Origin of the sequence: Allobosea sp. NPDC003192 (assembly GCF_050275675.1) — a bacterium.
Classification (GTDB): domain Bacteria; phylum Pseudomonadota; class Alphaproteobacteria; order Rhizobiales; family Beijerinckiaceae; genus Allobosea.
Genome location: NZ_JBNNPK010000028.1, coordinates 1 through 18654, shown reverse-complemented (window position 1 = coordinate 18654; position 18654 = coordinate 1). Strand labels below are relative to the sequence as shown.

The window sequence follows — 18654 nt, the reverse complement described above, 5'->3', positions numbered from 1 at the left end:
ACTGAAAACAGCGAGCCGAAAGCCCGCGCTACCCGCGCGAACACGGCCATGGAGAAGACCATGAACATCATCGAGCAGCTCGACCAGGAGCAGATCGCCAAGCTCGCCGCGAGCAAGGAGATTCCGCACTTCCAGCCCGGCGACACCGTGCAGGTCAACGTCAAGGTCAAGGAAGGCGAGCGCAGCCGCGTCCAGGCCTATGAAGGCGTCGTGATCGCCCGCAATGGCGGCGGCCTCAACGAGAGCTTCACCGTCCGCAAGATTTCCTATGGCGAGGGCGTCGAGCGCGTCTTCCCGCTGTATTCGCCGAACCTCGACTCGATCAAGGTCGTCCGCAAGGGCAAGGTTCGCCGCGCCAAGCTGTATTACCTGCGCGATCGCCGCGGCAAGTCGGCCCGCATCGCCGAGCGCGTCGAGGCCAAGGGCGGCAAGGACGGCAAGTGAGCCTCCTTTACCCGCTTCGGAATTTCGGGAACGCGGCCTTCGGGCCGCGTTTTTTGTTGCCTATGCCCGCCCAGGCGCAAAGCGCGGCATTCCCATAGCGCATATCCGATCCAGAAAACGGCGATTGCGATGCGTCATTCACATTGATATGTAAGCACATCATTAGCAAGCTATTCATGTGAACGCTATGGACTCTCCGGAGCTTCAAGCCGCCTTCACTGCCGAGCTGGCGTCGGCCAACCGCAAGCTCAGGGCACTGGTCGACGAGCGCGCCCGGGACATGGGGCTGACGCTCTCGCGAGCCCGCCTTTTGATGCAGCTCGCCAAGGCCGATGGGCCGATCCAGTCTGACCTCGCCGGGCTGCTCGACATCGAACAGCCGACATTGGTGCGCCTGCTCGACGGGCTCGAACGCACCGGCATGATCGAACGCCGCGCCGTCGAAGGCGACCGACGGGCCCGGCACGTGTTCCTGACGCCGGCAGCACGCGCCCAGGCCGAAGACATTCTTGCCTTCCTGACCGAATTGCGCGCCGATGTGCTCGACGGGGTCGACCGGGAGGAGCTGGAGATCGCCCTGCGCGTGCTCTCGCGGATGTCGCGGAACATCGCCGCCAATCGCGGGGCGGCCGGATGAACGCGCCCTCCCCCGCTCCGCAGGCCGCGCCGCCGCCTCCCGCCGCGACGAGCATGAGCCGGGCGCGTGCGCTCGGCTACATGCTGGCCTCGACCATGCTGGCGATGACGCAGCAGGTCGGCGCCAATCTCGTCACCACCAATGTCTACCAGATCCAGGGCGATCTCGGCGCCACCGTCGCCGAGACCAACTGGTTGATCGCTGCCTATTTGGCGCCGAACGTCTCGCTCTCGATCGCCCTGATCAAGATCAGGATGCAATACGGGCTGCGCAACTTCGCCGAGATCAGCATCGCCGGCTTCGTCATCGCCGCTTTGCTGAACTTCTTCGTGCACGACCTGCAATCGGCTGTGGTCGTGCGCTTCATGAGCGGGATCGCGGCCGCGCCGCTGTCCTCGCTCGCCTTTCTCTACATGATCGAGCCGCTGCAGCCGCGCCAGAAGCTGACGGTCGGCCTCTCCCTCGCATTGACCAACACCACGCTCGGCATTCCGATCACGCGACTGCTGTCGCCGAGCCTGCTCGAGATCGGCGGCTTCCACGGCCTCACCCTGTTCGAGATGGGGCTGGCGCTGCTCGCCTTCGGGCTGGTCTACGCCCTGCCGCTGACGCCGCCGCCGCGGGTCAAGGTGATCGGCCCGCTGGATGGGGTGAGCTATCTCCTGATCGCGCTCGGCTTCGGCGCCATCGCCGTCGCGCTCTCGCTCGGGCGGATCTACTGGTGGCTGGAGGCGCCCTGGCTCGGCTGGCTCCTCGCCGGCGCGATGCTCTGTCTGACGCTGGCAGCGATCATCGAACTGCACCGGCAAAGCCCGCTCATCGACATACGCTGGCTGACGAGCCCGGCGACGCTGCATTACGCCACCGTGCTGCTGCTCTTCCGGATCGTGCTGGCGGAGCAGACGGTCGGCGCCTCCAATTTCTTCCAGGCACTCGGCTTCCAGAACGAGCAGACCCTGCCGCTCTACGGCGTGATCCTGGCGGCGATCCTGGCCGGCGGCTTCACCTGCGCGGCGCTGTTGCGGCCCGGGCGGGAGAACGCCTTCTACGCGGCCGCGCTGATCTGCATCATGACCGGTGCGTTGCTGGACAGCAGCGCCACCAACCTGACCCGCCCGGACGACATCCACCTCAGCCAGGCGCTGGTGGCCTATGGCTCCGCCCTCTTCCTGCCCGCTGCCATGGGACAGGGCCTCGCCCCGGCGCTTGCGCGCGGGCCGGTCTACATCCTCAGCTTCTTCGTGATCTTCCTGTTCACCCAGAGCATTGGCGGCCTGCTCGGCTCGGCCCTGTTCGGCAGCTTCATCACGCTCAGGACCAGCTTCCATTACAGCCAGCTCGCCGAGCATTTCTCGCTGGCCGACCCAATGGTCGCCCAGCGCATCCAGGAGCTTGCCGGTACCTATGGCCATATGCTGACCGACGCCGGGCTAACGCGAGCCGAGGGCGTCACCCTGCTCGCCCAGCAGGCGATCCGGGAAGCGACCGTACTCGCCTATAACGACGCCTTCCTGCTGATCGCCCTAATCGCCGGCAGCGCGCTCACCGGGCTCCTCGCCCATCTCGCCATCCTGCATCTGCGGGAGCGCTTCACCGCTCCGACCACCACGCCTGAACCCTCGCCCCGGCCATGACCCGCATCTTCCGCTCCATCTCGACCTATATCGCGCTCGCCGTCGGCCTCACCGGGCTCGCCGTCATCCTCTACGCATGGCGGCTGCCACCCTTCGCCAGCGCGATCGAGACCACCGAGAACGCATATGTCCGCGGCCAGGTCACGGTGATCGCGCCGCAGCTCGCCGGCTATATCGCCGAGGTGGCCGTTCAGGATTTCGCCACGGTGAAGCAGGGCCAACTCCTCGTTCGCATCGACGAGCGCATCTTCCAGCAGCGGCTCGATCAGGCCCGCGCCAGCCTCGCCGCCCAGCGCGCCGCGCTCGCCAATTCCGAACAGGCCCGTCACGCCGCCGAGGCGCGCCTGCGCGCCAGCGAAGCCAATGTCGCCAGCGCCGAGGCTGCCCTGCGCACGGCGGAAGCCAATTGGGGCCGAATCGAGCCGCTGCGCGAGCGCGGCGTCGTCAACCAGACCAATGCCGACCAGAGCCTGCAGGCGCTCGACCAGGCGAAGGCCGCCCTGACGGCGAGCCATGCGGCCGTCGATGTCTCCCGGCAGGACGTACAGAGCGCAATCGTCAACAAGGCTTCGCTCGAAGCTGCGGTGCAGGGCGCCGAGGCGGCGGTCCATCTCGCCGAGATCGACTTGCAGAACACCCGCATCACCGCGCCGCAGGACGGGCGCCTCGGCGAGGTTTCTGCCCGGCTCGGCCAATATGTCTCGGCCGGCACGCAATTGATGGCGCTGGTGCCGAGCCAGGTCTGGGTCATCGCCAATTTCAAGGAGACGCAGCTGCCCGGCATGCGCCTCGGCCAGAAGGTCTCCTTCACGGTCGATGCGCTGCGCCATGCCAGATTGACCGGCAAGATCGAGCGTTTCTCACCGGCGGCCGGCTCCGAGTTCAGCGTGATCCGGCCGGAGAACGCCACCGGCAATTTCGTCAAGATCGCCCAGCGCGTGCCGGTCCGCATCATGATCGATCCCGGTCAGGAACTCGCCGAACGGCTCTCGCCCGGCATGTCGGTGGTGGTCAGCGTCGATACGGCGCAGCGCTGACGCGCGCATGACCTGATCAATCGGCGATATCGACGTCAGTGAGCTGGAACCCGCTCGCCGTCTTCGTGAAGGTGAAGATGCTGCCGCCGCAGGCGATGGCGTAGACCTCGTTCCCGGCGCCGTCGCGGTCGTAGACCGGCTTGGTGCGCTGGAGGCAGGTACGGTTCTTCGCGGTGAAATCCTGCGGCCAGGCCTTGGCGCGGAACTGCGCTGCGTTGCTGATGGAGGCGTCGGCCATATAGGGCAAGCGCGTCATGGCCGCGACGGCCATCGCATCGTTGGCCGTCAGCGCTGCCCGGAACTTTCCGATGAAACCATCGAATTCCTTCTGTACCGCCGGAGAGGCAATGGCTTTCCGCGGCGCCTGGGCGAAGGCGGGAGCGAGAGAAGCGAGAGCGGCAGCGATCACAAGGCCCGGCAGCGTCTTCATGCGTCAGCTCCGTCCGCTTGATCGATCGGCGCGGGGTGCAAGCCGATCGCGAGCAGAGCCTACCGCAACGTCAGCAACCGCTCCAGCAGCAGCTTCACATCGGCTTCCGTCTGATAGAGCCCGAAGCCGACGCGCAGGCGGTCGCCACGCAGGTCGACGGTGATGCCGGCCTGCTTCAGCTTCTCATGCCAGAGCGCCGCGTCGGCATGGCGGAAGGTGAGGAAATTGCCGCGCGCCGGCTCGCTCAGCGGCACGACCAGGTTTTCGAGAGCGAGCACGCCGCAGGGCCGCTGCGCCAATCCCTCGGCAAAGATCGCCTGCAGGGCATGGGCGTGGGCATGAATGGCAGGAACGTCGATCCCCTTGGCCTCCAGCCAGTCGAACATCGCGCCCATGCGATAGAGGCCGGACGGGTCGAAGGTCGCGCCCATGAAGCGCCAGCCGTTCTCGGCATAGCCTATCCCCCCCTGCGGCCCGGCAAGCGCGCCGAAGGAGGCATACCAGCCCGTGTCGCGCGGTCGCATGGCGAAGCCGGGCGGGCAATGCATGAAGCAGGCGCCCTCACCCGACATCGCGTATTTGTAGCCGCCGGCGATGTAGAAGGCCTTGTCGGCGATCCCCGAGAGATCGGTCGGGCGGGCCAGGAAGCCGTGATAGCCGTCGATCACGACGAGCCGGCCGGGCGCGCTGACGCCATCGACCAGCACCTCAAGGCCGGTCAGCGCATAGCCCGAGTTGAAATGGACCTGGCTGACGAAGACCATGTCGGGGCCGGAGCCCTGCTGTGCCGCCGCGACCAGCCGCTCGGTCAGGCCAGCGAGGGGCTCGGCTGGCACCACGGTGAGCTCGATCAGCCCGTCCTCGGCGAGCCGCTCGATCTGGCGCCGGAAGGAATGGAACTCGGCATCGCTAGTCAGGACGCGCGGCTTGCGCTCGCGCGGCAGGCAGGAGAGCAGCCGGTTGACGAATTCATGGGTGTTGTTGGCCGGGACGAGCCCGTCGATCCCCGGCAGGTTCAGGTGCTTGGCCACGCCCTCAGCGACCTTCAGCCAGACCGGGCCGAGCACCTCCTGCCATTTGCCGTCGACGAGCCGGGCGGCATCGTCCCAGGCGCGCAAATGCGCCTCGCGGGTGGCATCGGGCCAGAAATGATGGCTGTGGGCGGCGAAATGCAGCTTTTCAGGCCAGTTCTGGCGGAAGCTGGAGAACTCGGCGGCAAGGTCGAAGGGCGGGCGGCCGAGCGGCGCGGGAGCATTGGTCGTCTGGTCCATCATCAGGCTCCGCCACCTTGCCGAACGGGTAAAATACTTTAAACTTAAAATATCTTGCGCCTCCCCTCAGTCAAGGCGCGAGGCGAAGCGAGGGCAGCATCATGACCAGCGGGACGGGCGATCACCAGAGCCGGATCGAGCCGGGCATGCAGACCGATTTCAAGGAGCGGATGGATTACGGCTCCTATCTCGGCCTCGACCTCCTGCTGGCGGCGCAGAAGCCGTTGAGCGACGCGCCCGACGAATTGCTGTTCATCACCATCCACCAGGTGCAGGAGCTCTGGCTGAAGCTCGCCGCGCATGAGCTCGACGGCGCCATCGCCGCGATCAAGACCGACGAATTGCAGCCGGCCTTCAAATCGCTGGCGCGGGTCTCGCGCATCCAGGCGCAATTGATCAGCGCCTGGGATGTGCTTTCGACCATGACCCCGGCCGACTACCTCGCCTTCCGCGATGCGCTCGGCCAGTCCTCGGGCTTCCAGTCCTACCAGTATCGCGCGCTTGAATTCCGCCTCGGCGCCAAGGATCCGCGCATGGCGGCGATGCACAAGCATCACCCCGAACATCACGCCCATCTGCAGGAATTGCTGAACGCGCCGAGCCTCTATGACGAGGCGCTGCGGCTCTTGGCCCGGCGCGGCCTACCGGTCCCGGCAGAGTGCGTGGAACGTGACTGGAGCCAGCCGCACGTGGCGAACGAGGCGGTGAAGGCGGCGTGGCTCTCGATCTACCGCGATACGCACCGCTATTTCGATCTCTACGAGCTCGCCGAGGAGCTGGTCGATGTCGAGGACCAGTTCCAGCAATGGCGCTTCCGCCACATGAAGACGGTCGAACGCATCATCGGTTTCAAGCAAGGCACCGGCGGCTCCAGCGGGGTCAAGTTCCTGAAGACGGCACTGGAGCGCTCGTTCTTCCCGGAGCTGTGGCAGCTGCGGAGTGAGCTTTAGGACGAAGGCGCACTTGCTACGTCATGCTCGCCCTTGTGGCGAGCATTCACGTCTTGAACACCGCATTCGCTGAAGGAAGATGTGGATGGCCGGGACAAGCCCGACCATGACGGGAAGCGTTACTCGTTGTTCCCGAAGGTCATATCCCGCCGTGCCGTCAGGATGCTGATCGAATAGCCGGCGATCACGTCGACCAGCGCCATCAGCGTGATGATCACGAAGGTGCCGGTGCCGAAGCCGGGCACGAACAGGAAGATCAGCCCGCAGGCGATAAACACCACCATGGACAGGCCATGGTTCAGGATCGAGCTCGACTTGGCGCTGGTCGCATTCATGATCTCGAAGAACAGAACGATGGTCGAGATCGCGAGCAGGAGCTCGCTGACCGTCAGCACGAAGGCCGTGCCCGACGGCAGGCCGATATTGAGAATCTCGCGCGAGAGCGGGATGCCCAACGCCGCGACAGTGACGCCATAAGCGATGACCGCCAGCAGCATGAAGGGGAAGAAGCGCGCCATCGCATCACCAATCCGTTTGCCGGCGCAGCCACCCTTTCGCGGCGCGGCGGGAGCCGCTAGATATCAGCCCTGCACGGAACGCGCTACGCGCCTGCCGCTGCGACAGCCTCAGTGCGTTGCCCGTGCAGTTTGGAACTGGTAGAAGCGAGCCATGACGGTGAAGCGGCAGAACAGGGGCGAAGTCCGGCGCGTGATGCGCCGCACGCTGAACCTGCGCCGTTTTCCGACCACCCAGGGCTTCGCCGCGCTGCATGACCATGCCCGCCTGCCCTGGCGCTTCTTCGGCCGCTTTACGGCCTCGCTCGCAGCTGGCCTTACCTGCGCCTGAGACCGGCCGTCCGGCCGGCGACAGGCTTTTTGCGATGCGTGCTGGCCCCAAAGCGGGCCGCTACCTGATTTCCATACCGAAGGCGATGAAGCCATGACTGCGACCAAGGCCCCCACCACCCTCTACGACAAGATCTTCGAGGACCACGTCGTCGACCGCCAGGACGACGGCACCTGCCTGCTCTATATCGACCGCCACCTCGTGCACGAGGTCACCAGCCCGCAGGCCTTCGAGGGGCTGCGCATGACCGGCCGCAAGGTTCATGCGCCGCACAAGACGCTGGCCGTGGTCGACCACAACATCCAGACCACCGACCGCTCCAAGGGCATCCAGGAAGAGGAAAGCCGGATCCAGGTCGAGGCACTCGCCCAGAACGCCAGGGATTTCGGCGTCGAGTACTTCAACGAACTCGATATCCGCCAGGGCATCGTCCACATCGTCGGCCCCGAGCAGGGCTTCACTTTGCCGGGCACCACCATCGTCTGCGGCGACAGCCACACCTCGACCCATGGCGCCTTCGGCGCGCTGGCCCACGGCATCGGCACCTCGGAGGTCGAGCATGTGCTCGCCACCCAGACGCTGATCCAGAAGAAGGCCAAGAACATGCTGGTCCAGGTCGACGGCAAGCCCGCTCCGGGCGTCGGCGCCAAGGACATCACGCTGGCCATCATCGGCGAGATCGGCACCGCCGGCGGCACCGGCTCGGTGATCGAATATGCCGGCGAGGCGATCCGCGGCCTCACCATGGAAGGCCGCATGACCGTCTGCAACATGTCGATCGAGGGCGGCGCCCGCGCCGGCATGGTCGCGCCGGACGAGAAGGCCTATGCCTATCTCAAGGGCCGGCCGAAGGCGCCTCAAGGTGCGGCCTGGGACGAGGCCGTGCGCTATTGGGAGACGCTGCGCAGCGACGAGGGCGCGCATTTCGACCGCATCGTCAAGCTCGACGCCGCCAACCTGCCGCCGATCGTCTCCTGGGGCACCAGCCCCGAGGACGTGATCTCGGTCACCGGCGCCGTGCCCGATCCCGAGCAGATCGAGGACGAGGTCAAGCGCGCCTCGAAGAAGCGGGCGCTCGAGTACATGGGCCTGACCGCCGGCACCAAGATGACCGAGATCCCGCTCGACGTGATCTGGATCGGCTCCTGCACCAATGGCCGCATCGAGGATCTGCGCACCGTCGCCAAGATCGTCGAGGGCAAGAAGATCCATGAGAGCCTGGACTACGGCATGATCGTGCCGGGCTCGGGCCTGGTGAAGCAGCAGGCCGAGGCCGAGGGGCTCGACAAGATCTTCATCGCCGCCGGCTTCGAATGGCGCGAGCCGGGCTGCTCGATGTGCCTCGGCATGAACCCCGACCAGCTCAAGCCGGGCCAGCGCGCCGCTTCGACCTCGAACCGCAATTTCGAGGGCCGCCAGGGCTATCGCGGCCGCACCCACCTCGTCTCGCCGGCGATGGCGGCGGCGGCGGCCCTGACCGGCCGCTTTGTCGACGTGCGCACGCTGGGCTGAAACAGATCGTGCCGACCGCGCTGAGAGAAGGACCCTATCGTTTCCTTTTCTTCAGCGCGGACTGCACCGAGCCGGCGCATATGCACGTTCAGCGCGACCGGCTCGTTGCCAAGATTTGGCTGCACGATCTCAGCTTCGCCGACACCGGCGGCTTTTCCGCCAAGGAGTTGGCGCGCATATTGGCGATCGTTCGGGCACATCGGCACGAATTGCAGGAGCGTTGGAATGAGCACTGCCAAGGCTACCGATAGGGTCCTGATCCGCAACGTCCGCTGCGACGAGACGATGCTGTTCGTCGACCTCAGCGATGGCCGATCGCTGGGGACACCGTTGTTCTGGTATCCGCGTCTGCTCGGCGCCACGCCTGCGCAGCGGGGAAACTGGGAACTGTTGGGACCCGGCATCGGAGTCCACTGGCCGGACGTCGATGAAGACCTCTCGCTGGAGGGAATGCTCGCCGGTCGTGCAGCTCCTGGCGTGGTCAAATGACTGCCGATCCCCGCGAAGCCGCCCGCGCCGACGAGGCCAAGGAAGCACTCGATCGCGTCAAGCGCGATTCCGAGAGCTACCTCGGTTCCTCGATGGGCCGTGCGGCCGACCACTTCTCCGGCAAGGACGCGCCGGAAGGCGATCAAATCGAGCTCTGGGGCCGCAGGATCGGTCGCGGCCTCTCGCTGATCGCCTTCATCGGCCTGTCCTGGTGGCTCGGGCATCAACTGAAGATCTGGTGATGGGCTCCGTTCCCTCGATCAAGTCAGCCGCTTCGGGCGAGGCCTCGCAGGGTCTTGACTGGGATGGCGTGCGGGCGCCCTCGGGCGCCGAGTTCGAGATCCTGGCGCAGGCGGCCTATGACCGCCTGCCAGAGGATTTCCGCAAGCTCTGCGCCGATCTCGTCATCAACGTCACCGAGTTCCCCGAGGACGACGTGCTGAAGGAGCTCGAGGCCGAGAGCCCGTTCGACCTGCTCGGCCTGTTCTCAGGGGTCGGCCTGCCGCAGCAAGGCTATGCCCCGCAGACCGGACAGATGCCCAACACCATCCATCTCTATCGCCGGCCGATCCTCGACTACTGGGCCGAGCACGACGAGACGCTCGGCGCCATCGTCACCCATGTGCTCGTCCACGAGATCGGCCACCATTTCGGCTTCGACGATGATGACATGGACGCGATCGAGAAGGCGGCGGGATAAAGACGATGCTCGATGATCTGATCCGCCACCTGCCGGACCTGGCTCTGGTCTTCTCGGCCTTCTTCATCGCCGTCGCCAGCCCCGGCCCGAGCAATCTCCAGGTGATGGCGACCTCGATGGAGCATGGCCGCAAGGCCGGGATGACGCTGGCGCTCGGCGTCACCACGGGATCGCTGACCTGGGGCATCCTCGCCGCGATCGGCGTCACCGCGCTGATCGTCGCCCATCCCGGCGCGCTCTACGCGATCAAGATCGTCGGCGGGCTCTATCTCCTGTTCCTGGCCTGGCGCTCGGCGCGCTCGGCCATGCAGGCGGAGATGCCGCCGCCGAAAGCCAGCGGCTCGGGCCGCCGCCTCTATCTGCGCGGCTACCTGATGCACCTCACCAACCCGAAGGCGATACTGAGCTGGACGGCGATCATCGCGCTCGGCCTCAGGCCAGAGACGCCGACGGTAGTGCTCTATGCCATCATCCTCGGCTGCCTGACGATCTCGCTCGCGATCAACCAGACCTATGCCTACCTGTTCTCGACCGCCGCGATGGTGGCGGGCTATCGCAGGATCCGCCGCCGCGCCGAAGCCTGCCTCGCCGCCTTCTTCACCTTCGCCAGCTTCAAGCTCCTGACGGCACAGCTTTAGCGCGCCGCCTCGCCCCAACCTCATCAGACAAGACCGCCGGAGTATCCGCCATGCAGCCCTTCACCACCCTGACCTCGACCCCCGCCCCGCTGAAGGTGATCAATGTCGACACCGACATGATCATCCCCAAGCAGTATCTGAAGACGATCAAGCGCACCGGCCTCGGCACCGCGCTGTTCTCGGAGATGCGCTACAAGGAGGATGGCTCGGAGAACCCGGACTTCGTCCTCAACCAGCCGGCCTATCGCAAGTCGGAGATCCTGGTCGCCGGCGACAATTTCGGCTGCGGCTCGTCGCGCGAGCACGCGCCCTGGGCCCTGCTCGATTTCGGCATCCGCTGCGTGATCTCCACCAGCTTCGCCGACATCTTCTACAACAACTGCTTCAAGAACGGCATCCTGCCGATCGTGGTCAGCCAGGAAGACCTGGAGAAGCTGTTCGACGACGCCGATCGCGGCTCGAACGCGACGCTGACCGTCGATCTCGTCAACCAGACGATCAAGGGCCCGGACGGCGGCGAGCTCCGCTTCGAGATCGACCCGTTCCGCAAGCACTGCCTGCTCAACGGCCTCGACGACATCGGCCTCACCATGGAGAAATCGACCAAGATCGACGCCTTCGAGGAGAAGCTGAAGGGCCGCGCCTGGGCTTGAGCCTGCTCTTCCTTCTCCCCTTGGGGGGGAGAAGGTGGCTAAACCACCAACCCCTGCATCGGCGCCAATCCGCCGGTGCCGGGGAACACCTTCTCGGCCAGCACAGGCCCCGAGAGCCCGAAGAGGTCGGCAACAACGCCCTTCGCAACCGCGCGGATGTCGGTGGTCGGTCTGAGGTCACGCTGCTCGTGCAATTGCTCGGGCTTCAATCCCGGCCAGTCGGCGATCATCCGCCTGCCCTTGACCGCGCCGCCAACGAGGAAGGCGACCGTGCCGGTGCCATGATCGGTGCCGACCGTGCCGTTGACGCGGGCGGTGCGACCAAACTCGGTGACGACCATCACCACCGTGTCCTTCCAGACGGGCTTCAGCCCACTCTCGAAGGTTGCGAGTGCACCGTCGAGCCCGCCGAGCAGATTAGCAAGGCGCCCCTTGGCGCCGCCCTCGTTCGCATGCGTGTCCCAGCCCTCGAACGCCAGTGCCGCGATGCGCGGGCCGTCCTCGGCGCCGACCAATCGCGCAGCCCCCTCGGCGATGCGCTTCATGCCCTCAACGCTGTCGGGCCCACCGCCGCCGCGTGGCTGCTCGGCGCCCTGTTTCGACGCGATCAGTTCGGTCTCGATCGCTCGCTTCAGCACCAGCGCCAAAGCGGGATCACGCTCGCCATAGAGATCACCGAGGCGCTGGACCAGATCCGCGCCGGCCCGTGCCATGCGCGGCGGCGCCCAGCCGAGGACCGGCGCCTCACCCCGTACCACCAGAGGCGGCACCACGCCAACGCCGAGCGCGCCATGGCGCGACACCGCCTCGCCCGCCGGCAGGCTGGCGATCAGCCGGTTGAGCCAGCCGCTCTCGGTCTTGCCGGGACCGCCCTGCCCACTCTCCAACACATCCTGCCCGTCGAAATGCGAGCGCTCGCGATAACCGGTGGCGCTGGCATGGACGATCGCCGCCTGCCCGCCGGCATAGAGCCGCGCCAGGTTCGGCATCGCCGGATGCAGGTAGAAGAAGCCGTCGAGCGGCAGCGCCGCCTCCGGCCCGTCCTTCGCCAGCGCGATGCCCTCGCGCAGATCGGCGTAGCCGGGATCGCCGAGCGGCGGCACGGCGGAGAGCCCGTCGAGCGCGCCGCGCAGCACGACCAGCAGGAAGCGGGAATCGCGCGCGCCGGCCGCCGCATGGGCGAATTTCGGCATATAGGACCAGGCGAAGAGCGCGCTGGCCGCCCCGAGCACGGCCCGGCGCGAAGGCGTCATCCGTTCGCAATCATCATCGTCGGCGGCCATGCTCACCTCCGCTGGAATTCGGGCGACATCAGCAGCAGCGCAAGCGCCTGCGGCTTGCTCTCGGCTCGCGCCACCGCCTGCCGGGTCTGCGGCGAAGCGAGCGGGCCGAGCAACTCCTCGACCAGCGCACGTGGATCGGCGAACGAGCCGGCCGCCTGCCGGCCGAGCTGGGCGGCGACGTCGATCCGGGTCTTGATTCCCTCCGGCGTCGCCCAGGCTGCGTTCGTATCGGGATAGCCGTCCGGCCCGGAGGGCTGCCAGAGCGGCTGGCCCATCGCACCGAGCGGGCCGGCGATCTGGCCGAAATCCGGCTTGCGGCCGAGCGCTCGGAACGAGGCGACCAGGAACTCCTGCGGCGTGCGCAGCTTGGCCGCAGGCGCAGCCACGGCGAGTTCCGAGGTCACCAAAGCCCGCGACAGCGCAGCGAGATCGCCGCCGGTCTCAAGAAAGACGCGGGCGAGCTCGGCGACCAGCGCCTGCGGCGGATCATCGGCGACGAAATGGCGGGCGAGCTTGCGGGCGATGAAATTGGCCGTGCTCGGATGGCGGGCAAGGTCGGCGAGCGCCGCCATGCCCTTCTCCTTGCCCTCCTGCCGGTAGACCTTGCCGAGCAGCTTCTGGCCGCCGGGATCGTGCAGGCCGGGATTGAAGGCGAAGGAGCCGGGGAAGCCGAGACGAGCATCGCGCCCGACGATGGTCCAGCCGGTGATGATCCGCGCCAGCGAGGTGACGTCGCCTTGTGTATAGCCACCGGAGACGCCGAGCGTGTGCAGCTCCATGATCTCGCGAGCGAGGTTCTCGTTGAGGCCACGGCCGCGGCGCTTGCCGGCGCGCGAATCCGGGCCGATCGAGAGCTGGTTGTCGAGGAAGTTGAGCATGGCCGGATGGCTCTCCACCGCGATCAGCAGATCCTCGAAGCGGCCGAAGATGTTGGGCCTGATCGCCTCTCGCTCGAAGGCGCCGGCCATGGCGCGGACGAAATTGCCCTTGGCCACCGAGACGCAGAAATGGTTCGACCAGAACTGCACCAGCCGCTCGGCGAAGCCGGTCTCGGCATCGAGCGCGCCCTGGACGCGGGCAACCGCTTCCTCACGATAGACCTTCGCCGGAAAGGGCGGTTCCGGCTGGGCCGGCCGCGGCATCTGGCCTTGCGGCTGTCCCGGAGCGGGCGGCGCAGCGGCAACCTGCACGCCCTGCCCCGCGCCTTGCTGGCCGGCGATGCGGCGGGATTCACGCGCGGCGCGCTCCTCATCCTCGAAAGCATAGAGCGCCCGGCCGATCGGCGCCGCGCCGGAGAAGCTGACGCGCGGCTGGGCAGCACCGTCGCTACGAATCTCCGCCAGCAGGCGCTCGCGGACATCGCTCAGCATTCCGCCCTGCCCCTGCTTCAGGCCGAGGCCGAAGCGCTGCAGCGTCAGTGCCTTCCGACCTGGCTCGGAGCGATCCGCCATGACTCGCCTCTGCAATCTGCGTCGCCGATTGCAGGCTCCACTGCAACTATGGCGAAAGCCCGGCCACCGCCTCAGCTGCTTCCCGGATGAGAAAGGCCGCCGCCCCGTTTGGAGCGACGGCCTCCCGCCGGTCGAAAGCAGCGTTCGGATCACATCGCCGGCAGCGCCGCGACATCACGCACCAGCGCGGCGAGCCCGCCGATCTTACCGACCATCGTGGCCTTGCCCGACGCAAGATCGACCTTGTAGAGGCCGCCATCGGCGACGAGCCAGCCGGTGTTGCTGCCATCGGCGGCCGTCTCGATGTCGAAGGCGATCGCCTTCGGGGCGATGCCGAGCTTGCCGATTGCGCCGAGCACGCCGTCATTCGGCGGCGCCTGCTTCAGCAAGCCGCCGATCTTGCCGTCGATGTCGTAGAGCGCCGTTTCCTTGGTGCCCTTGACCGAATTGCTGTAGGCGCCGGCGACGACCATCGGCGTCTCGCCCTTGTGCATGTCGCTCTCGGCGAATTTCAGCTTGCCGTCGACCGTGGTCTTGCCGTCCTCGACATTGACGCGAAGATTGGTGCCATCGGCGCCGATGACGCGCAGACGGTCGGCTGCCGGGTTGAAGTCAACCGTCGCCATCGTGCTGGCGGAGAGCACCGTGTCCATCTTCGACTTCATCGTCGCCTTGCCGGCCTTGTCGACCGTGTAGATCGTGCCGTCGGTAGCGAGCGCATAGAGCATGCCGTCGGCCGGGCGAACGTCGATGCCGGCGATCTTGCCGTTGATGCCGCTGACCTTCATCGACTTGCCGGCCTTCTGGGTCGCGGTATCGACCATGGTCAGCGTGTCGTCGCCTGTCAGCACGGCGAGCGTGCCCGCCTGGGCAGCGCTGGCGGCAAGGGCCGCGCCGAGAACGGTGGAAGCGAGAAGCAGGTTGCGAGCCTTGGTCATGTGATGTCCTCCGGTTCGTGTCGCGATCTCAAAGGGGCTGGCCGACGCCTCCTGCGGTGCGGCACCCATGGCGGATAGCGGCAAGCCTCCGGGGCGGATGCGGATGAAAAAATAAAAGCCGCACCCTGCATCCAAGGTTGCCGGCATCGCGTAACAATGGGCCGCTTGGTCCGCGAAAGCGGCCGGAGACCGGGGAGATGGATGGCGAGCGACGTGAAGCAGCCCGTAGCGCACGGCGAGATCGAGACCGCACTGCTCGCCTGCGCCGCCGGCGATAAAACTGCACTCCGGCGCATCTACGAGGCCGAGTCGCCGCGTATGCTCGGTGTGGCGCAACGTCTGCTGAAGCGCCGGGCCCTGGCGGAGGAAGCGGTGCAGGACGCATTCGTGCTGATCTTCAGGCATGCCGGCCGCTTCGATCCCGAGCGCGGTGCCGGCCTGACCTGGATCTACGCGATCCTGCGCAACCGTTCGCTCTCGATCCTGCGCGACGAGAAACGCACCGAAACCAGCGACACGCCGATCGCCGAGGAAACGGCGAGCGAGGAGGACGATCCGGAAACGGTGATGGCGAAACTGTCCGACGCCAGCGCGCTGCGCGCCTGCCTGGAGATGCTGTCGCCGCAGCGGCGCAGCCTCGTGCTGCTAGCCTTCGTCCAAGGCCTCACTCACGGCGAGATCGCCAGCCGGCTCAAGCTGCCGCTCGGCACGGTGAAGTCCTGGATCCGGCGTTCCCTGCTCTCGCTGAAGGAGTGCCTCGGATGAGCCCCTCCGCAGATTCAGCCTCGCCTGAAGCGGTCGCACTCGCGGGCGAATATGTCCTCGGCCTGCTCGAAGGCCGGGAACGCGAGGCCGCCGAGCAGCATCTCGAGCAGGACAGTGCCTTCGCGGCGGCGGTCGAACGCTGGCGCCGCCATTTCGCTGCGCTCGACGCCACGGCCGCCCCGATCACGCCCCCCGCCGATCTCTGGCCCCGGATCGAGACCGGACTAGCCGGCCTGATCCAGCCGGCAGCCTCGGCGGCGACAGCCCGCCAGGCAATGGCCGGCTCCAGCCGCGTCGCCGAGTGGTGGAACAGCCTGTTCGTCTGGCGCGGAGCGGCCTTCGCCGGCGCGCTGGCGACCATATTGCTGGCGGCCGGGCTTTTCGGCGCGCTCGATCGCGCCAAGCGCCAGCCATTGATGGTCGCGGTGCTTTTGACCGAGGGCAATGCCGCTGCCGCCGTCGTCAACACCTTCGCCGATGGCCGCGTCGAGATGCTGCCCCTGCAGAGCATCGACGTGCCGGCCGGCAAGGCGCTGGAGATCTGGACCTTGTGGGACCGCGCCGTCGGCCCGCGCTCGGTCGGCCTGATCGATCGCGCGCGCTCGACGCCCCTGCGGCTCGACAATCTGCCGCTCGGCAACGGCCAGCTTTTCGAGATCACCTTGGAGCCGGCATCGGGCTCGCCGACCGGGCGCCCGACCGGCCCGATCATCGCCAAGGGCACGACCTCGCAGCGGCTGTGATGGACCCGGCCGGTGCTGACGCGATAGGGCATCGCCGAGTGACAAACTCGGCGTCCCCTACATGGCTGACGACGAGAGCCGATGACTGATCTGAACGGACGAACGGCTCTGGTCACTGGCGCGGCCAAGGGCCTCGGCCTCGCGATCGCCAAGGGGCTCGCCGCACGCGGCGCGCATGTGGTGATCCATGGTCGCAGCCAGGCCGTGCTGGACAGCGCCGCGGCCGAGCTGGCGGCGGAAGGCCTCGCGGTCTCGACCTTCGCCGCCGACCTCACCGACGAGGATGCGACCGCGCAGGCGCTCGATGCGCTGGTCGCCCGTCATCCCCGCATCGACATCCTCGTCAACAATGCCGGCCTGCGCGACCGTCGGCCGCTCGACGCGCTCGACCGTGCCGCCTTCCGCGCGCTGCTGGAGGTCAATCTCGTCGCGCCCTTCGACCTGGTGCGGCGGCTCGCCCGGCACATCCCGGATGGCGGGCGCATCGTCAACATCACCTCGATCGCCGGTTCGATCGCGCGCGCCGGCGACCCCGGCTACATCGCGACCAAGGGCGGGCTTGAGGCGCTCACCCGCGCGCTTGCGGCCGAGCTCGGCCCGCGCGGCATTACGGTCAACGCCGTTGCGCCTGGCTTCTTCGCCACCGAAGCCAATGCCGGCCTCGTCGCCGACCCCGGCATCGCCGGCATGCTGGCGCAGCGAACCTCGATCGGGCGCTGGGGCGTTCCCAACGAGTTGGTCGGCGCCGTCGCTTTCCTGTGCTCGCCGGAAGCGGCTTACGTCACCGGCGTGACGCTACCGGTCGACGGCGGCTATCTCGCGCATTTCTGAAGGTCCCAGCCTTCACTGAAGGTCGGCGAAGGCCTGCTTCAGGCGCTCGGCCGCCTCGACCACGACGGAACGCTGGGTCGCCAGGTTGAAGCGCAGGAAGCTGTCGCCGCCGGCGCCGAAGCTGACGCCGTGGTTCACCGCGATCTTCGCCTGCTTCTCGACGCGGGCGATGAAGTCCTTCGGCTCCATGCCGGTGCCTGAGAAATCAACCCAGGCGAGGTAGGTCGCCTCCAGCGGCATCGAACGCAGGCCGGGGATGGTATTGATGGCCGCGTCGAAGACCCGGCGATTGCCGTCGAGATAGGCGGTGAGCGCATCGACCCAGGCCGCGCCCTCCTTGCTGTAGGCGGCGGTCGACATCTCCATGCCGAAGGAGTTCGGGGAGATGCCGAGCGCATTCATCCGGGCACGGAACGGCGCGCGCAGCTTCTCGTCGGGAATGATGACGTTGCCGACATGGGCGCCGGCGATGTTGAAGGTCTTGGTCGTCGCCGTCATCATCACCAGGCGATCGATGATCTCCGGCGCAGCCAGCGGCATGACGATGTGCTTGTGGCCGGGCATGACGAGGTCGTGGTGGATCTCGTCCGAGACCAGGACCAGGTCGTGGCGGACGCAGAAATCGGCAATCTGCCTGAGTTCTTCACGGCTCCAGACCCGCCCGCCCGGATTATGCGGCGAGCACAGGATCAGCACCTTCTCCTTGCCGGTCATCTGCGCATCCCAGGCGGGGATGTCGAGGACGTAGCGGCCATCCTGCTGCGCCAGCCGGCATTCGACGACCTCGCGGCCGGCCGCCTTAATGACGCGGGCGAAGGCGTGATAGACCGGCGTCATCAGCACGACGCCGTCGCCCGGCCTGGTATAGGCGTCGACGCAGAGCGCGGTGCCATTCACCAGCCCGTGCGTGGTGAAGATCGCCTGCGGCTCGACCGTCCAGCCATGGCGCTCCTGCATCCACCAGCGGATCGCGTCGCTGTTGGTCTTCTCGTCGCCGAAATAGCCGTAGACGCCATGGGCTGCCATCGCCTCGATCGCGGCCTGAACGCAGGCCGGCGGGCGGAAGTCCATATCGGCGACCCACATGGCGATGCCGTCGGAGACCGGCACGCCGTAGATGGCCTCCATCTTGTCCCATTTGGCGCAGTTGCTGCCGCGGCGGTCGATGTGCAAGTCAAAGGTCGAAGCTGCGATCATCTCGGTTTCCGATGCATTGCCGGGCCAGCACGAGACCATCGCATACCAAGAAAATTCTTCTCCGCCAGCAGCGTTCCGCGCAATTCCAATCTACCGTGACGGTCTGGCTGGGGCGGCTCGGAGCCCGTTTGACAGCGGCAGGGTGACGGAGTTGGCGCTGGTCATTGGTCGTCTCCCGCCGCGGTCGGCGTGCCGTTCTGGCGGT

General features: G+C 67.0%; 23 protein-coding genes. 16 read left to right on the top strand and 7 right to left on the bottom strand.

The genetic code is table 11. The annotated features are described in order from the left end of the window. The first annotated feature begins 60 nt into the window (after nt 1-60). The 4 genes from rplS to ACQKLX_RS27115 all read left to right on the top strand — a co-directional run bounded on the left by rplS (nt 61) and on the right by ACQKLX_RS27115 (nt 3752). Nucleotides 61-444 (top strand): 50S ribosomal protein L19, encoded by a 384-nt coding sequence (rplS, locus tag ACQKLX_RS27130; RefSeq protein ID WP_137884216.1) that lies wholly within the window; start codon nt 61-63, stop codon nt 442-444. Nucleotides 445-631: 187 nt separating this feature from the next. Beyond that, nucleotides 632-1081: a MarR family winged helix-turn-helix transcriptional regulator gene (locus tag ACQKLX_RS27125; RefSeq protein ID WP_427364673.1), complete on the top strand. Its 450-nt coding sequence runs from the start codon at nt 632-634 to the stop codon at nt 1079-1081. Beyond that, nucleotides 1078-2715 carry an efflux MFS transporter permease gene (locus tag ACQKLX_RS27120; RefSeq protein WP_427364672.1) on the top strand — a complete coding sequence of 546 codons (1638 nt, stop codon included), beginning with the start codon at nt 1078-1080 and terminating at the stop codon, nt 2713-2715. Before ACQKLX_RS27125 ends, ACQKLX_RS27120 begins: the two co-directional genes overlap by 4 nt. Continuing rightward, entirely contained in the window at nt 2712-3752 is a 1041-nt protein-coding gene (locus ACQKLX_RS27115; protein ID WP_427364671.1) for an HlyD family secretion protein, read from the top strand. Before ACQKLX_RS27120 ends, ACQKLX_RS27115 begins: the two co-directional genes overlap by 4 nt. A 16-nt stretch (nt 3753-3768) precedes the next feature. Here ACQKLX_RS27115 and ACQKLX_RS27110 read toward each other — a convergent pair whose 3' ends face one another. Together ACQKLX_RS27110 and ACQKLX_RS27105 are read right to left on the bottom strand one after the other, a co-directional pair. Next, nucleotides 3769-4182: a hypothetical protein gene (locus ACQKLX_RS27110; protein WP_427364670.1), complete on the bottom strand. Its 414-nt coding sequence runs from the start codon at nt 4180-4182 to the stop codon at nt 3769-3771. A 59-nt stretch (nt 4183-4241) separates the two neighbouring features. After that, nucleotides 4242-5453: an aminotransferase class V-fold PLP-dependent enzyme gene (locus ACQKLX_RS27105; protein WP_427364669.1), complete on the bottom strand. Its 1212-nt coding sequence runs from the start codon at nt 5451-5453 to the stop codon at nt 4242-4244. Nucleotides 5454-5554: 101 nt separating this feature from the next. On the opposite strand from ACQKLX_RS27105, the gene kynA reads away from it, so the two are divergent. Next, entirely contained in the window at nt 5555-6403 is an 849-nt protein-coding gene (gene kynA / locus ACQKLX_RS27100) for a tryptophan 2,3-dioxygenase (protein WP_427364668.1), read from the top strand. A gap of 119 nt (nt 6404-6522) precedes the next feature. On the opposite strand, the gene ACQKLX_RS27095 is transcribed toward kynA, so the two are convergent. Then, nucleotides 6523-6921: a hypothetical protein gene (locus tag ACQKLX_RS27095; protein WP_427364667.1), complete on the bottom strand. Its 399-nt coding sequence runs from the start codon at nt 6919-6921 to the stop codon at nt 6523-6525. Nucleotides 6922-7072: 151 nt separating this feature from the next. On the opposite strand from ACQKLX_RS27095, the gene ACQKLX_RS27090 reads away from it, so the two are divergent. From ACQKLX_RS27090 to leuD, 8 genes are all read left to right on the top strand, one after another. Further along, on the top strand, nt 7073-7249 hold the full coding sequence (locus ACQKLX_RS27090; RefSeq protein ID WP_427364666.1) for a hypothetical protein: 177 nt from the start codon (nt 7073-7075) through the stop codon (nt 7247-7249). A gap of 93 nt (nt 7250-7342) precedes the next feature. Beyond that, on the top strand, nt 7343-8761 hold the full coding sequence (gene leuC, locus ACQKLX_RS27085; RefSeq protein WP_427364665.1) for a 3-isopropylmalate dehydratase large subunit: 1419 nt from the start codon (nt 7343-7345) through the stop codon (nt 8759-8761). 8 nt (nt 8762-8769) lie between these two features. After that, complete coding sequence (locus ACQKLX_RS27080) at nt 8770-9012, top strand: DUF4160 domain-containing protein (RefSeq protein ID WP_427364664.1); 243 nt, start codon at nt 8770-8772, stop codon at nt 9010-9012. After that, nucleotides 8987-9250 (top strand): DUF2442 domain-containing protein, encoded by a 264-nt coding sequence (locus ACQKLX_RS27075; protein WP_427364663.1) that lies wholly within the window; start codon nt 8987-8989, stop codon nt 9248-9250. The genes ACQKLX_RS27080 and ACQKLX_RS27075 overlap by 26 nt, the downstream gene beginning before the upstream one ends. Next, nucleotides 9247-9492, top strand: coding sequence for a hypothetical protein (locus ACQKLX_RS27070; protein ID WP_427364662.1), 246 nt, complete (start codon nt 9247-9249; stop codon nt 9490-9492). The genes ACQKLX_RS27075 and ACQKLX_RS27070 overlap by 4 nt, the downstream gene beginning before the upstream one ends. After that, nucleotides 9492-9950, top strand: a complete 459-nt coding sequence (locus ACQKLX_RS27065) for a metallopeptidase family protein (RefSeq protein WP_427364661.1) — start codon at nt 9492-9494, stop codon at nt 9948-9950. Before ACQKLX_RS27070 ends, ACQKLX_RS27065 begins: the two co-directional genes overlap by 1 nt. A 5-nt stretch (nt 9951-9955) precedes the next feature. Further along, complete coding sequence (locus ACQKLX_RS27060; protein ID WP_427364660.1) at nt 9956-10588, top strand: LysE family translocator; 633 nt, start codon at nt 9956-9958, stop codon at nt 10586-10588. A gap of 50 nt (nt 10589-10638) precedes the next feature. Further along, nucleotides 10639-11241, top strand: coding sequence for a 3-isopropylmalate dehydratase small subunit (gene leuD, locus ACQKLX_RS27055; protein ID WP_427364659.1), 603 nt, complete (start codon nt 10639-10641; stop codon nt 11239-11241). Nucleotides 11242-11279: 38 nt separating this feature from the next. Here leuD and ACQKLX_RS27050 read toward each other — a convergent pair whose 3' ends face one another. From ACQKLX_RS27050 to ACQKLX_RS27040, 3 genes are all read right to left on the bottom strand, one after another. Next, on the bottom strand, nt 11280-12524 hold the full coding sequence (locus ACQKLX_RS27050) for a DUF1501 domain-containing protein (RefSeq protein WP_427364658.1): 1245 nt from the start codon (nt 12522-12524) through the stop codon (nt 11280-11282). A 2-nt stretch (nt 12525-12526) separates the two neighbouring features. Further along, on the bottom strand, nt 12527-13975 hold the full coding sequence (locus ACQKLX_RS27045; RefSeq protein ID WP_427364657.1) for a DUF1800 domain-containing protein: 1449 nt from the start codon (nt 13973-13975) through the stop codon (nt 12527-12529). 149 nt (nt 13976-14124) lie between these two features. After that, nucleotides 14125-14913: a DUF4394 domain-containing protein gene (locus ACQKLX_RS27040; protein ID WP_427364656.1), complete on the bottom strand. Its 789-nt coding sequence runs from the start codon at nt 14911-14913 to the stop codon at nt 14125-14127. 213 nt (nt 14914-15126) lie between these two features. Between ACQKLX_RS27040 and ACQKLX_RS27035 the strand changes: the two genes are divergently transcribed. From ACQKLX_RS27035 to ACQKLX_RS27025, 3 genes are all read left to right on the top strand, one after another. Beyond that, nucleotides 15127-15678 carry a sigma-70 family RNA polymerase sigma factor gene (locus ACQKLX_RS27035; RefSeq protein WP_427364655.1) on the top strand — a complete coding sequence of 184 codons (552 nt, stop codon included), beginning with the start codon at nt 15127-15129 and terminating at the stop codon, nt 15676-15678. Further along, nucleotides 15675-16421, top strand: coding sequence for an anti-sigma factor (locus ACQKLX_RS27030; protein WP_427364654.1), 747 nt, complete (start codon nt 15675-15677; stop codon nt 16419-16421). The genes ACQKLX_RS27035 and ACQKLX_RS27030 overlap by 4 nt, the downstream gene beginning before the upstream one ends. A gap of 81 nt (nt 16422-16502) precedes the next feature. Then, a complete protein-coding gene (locus ACQKLX_RS27025) occupies nt 16503-17252 on the top strand; it encodes an SDR family oxidoreductase (protein ID WP_427364653.1) in 750 nt (249 codons plus the stop codon). 12 nt (nt 17253-17264) lie between these two features. Here the strand turns inward: ACQKLX_RS27025 and ACQKLX_RS27020 are convergent, their stop codons facing one another. Beyond that, a complete protein-coding gene (locus ACQKLX_RS27020) occupies nt 17265-18449 on the bottom strand; it encodes a MalY/PatB family protein (protein ID WP_427364652.1) in 1185 nt (394 codons plus the stop codon). Nucleotides 18450-18654: the final 205 nt, after the last annotated feature.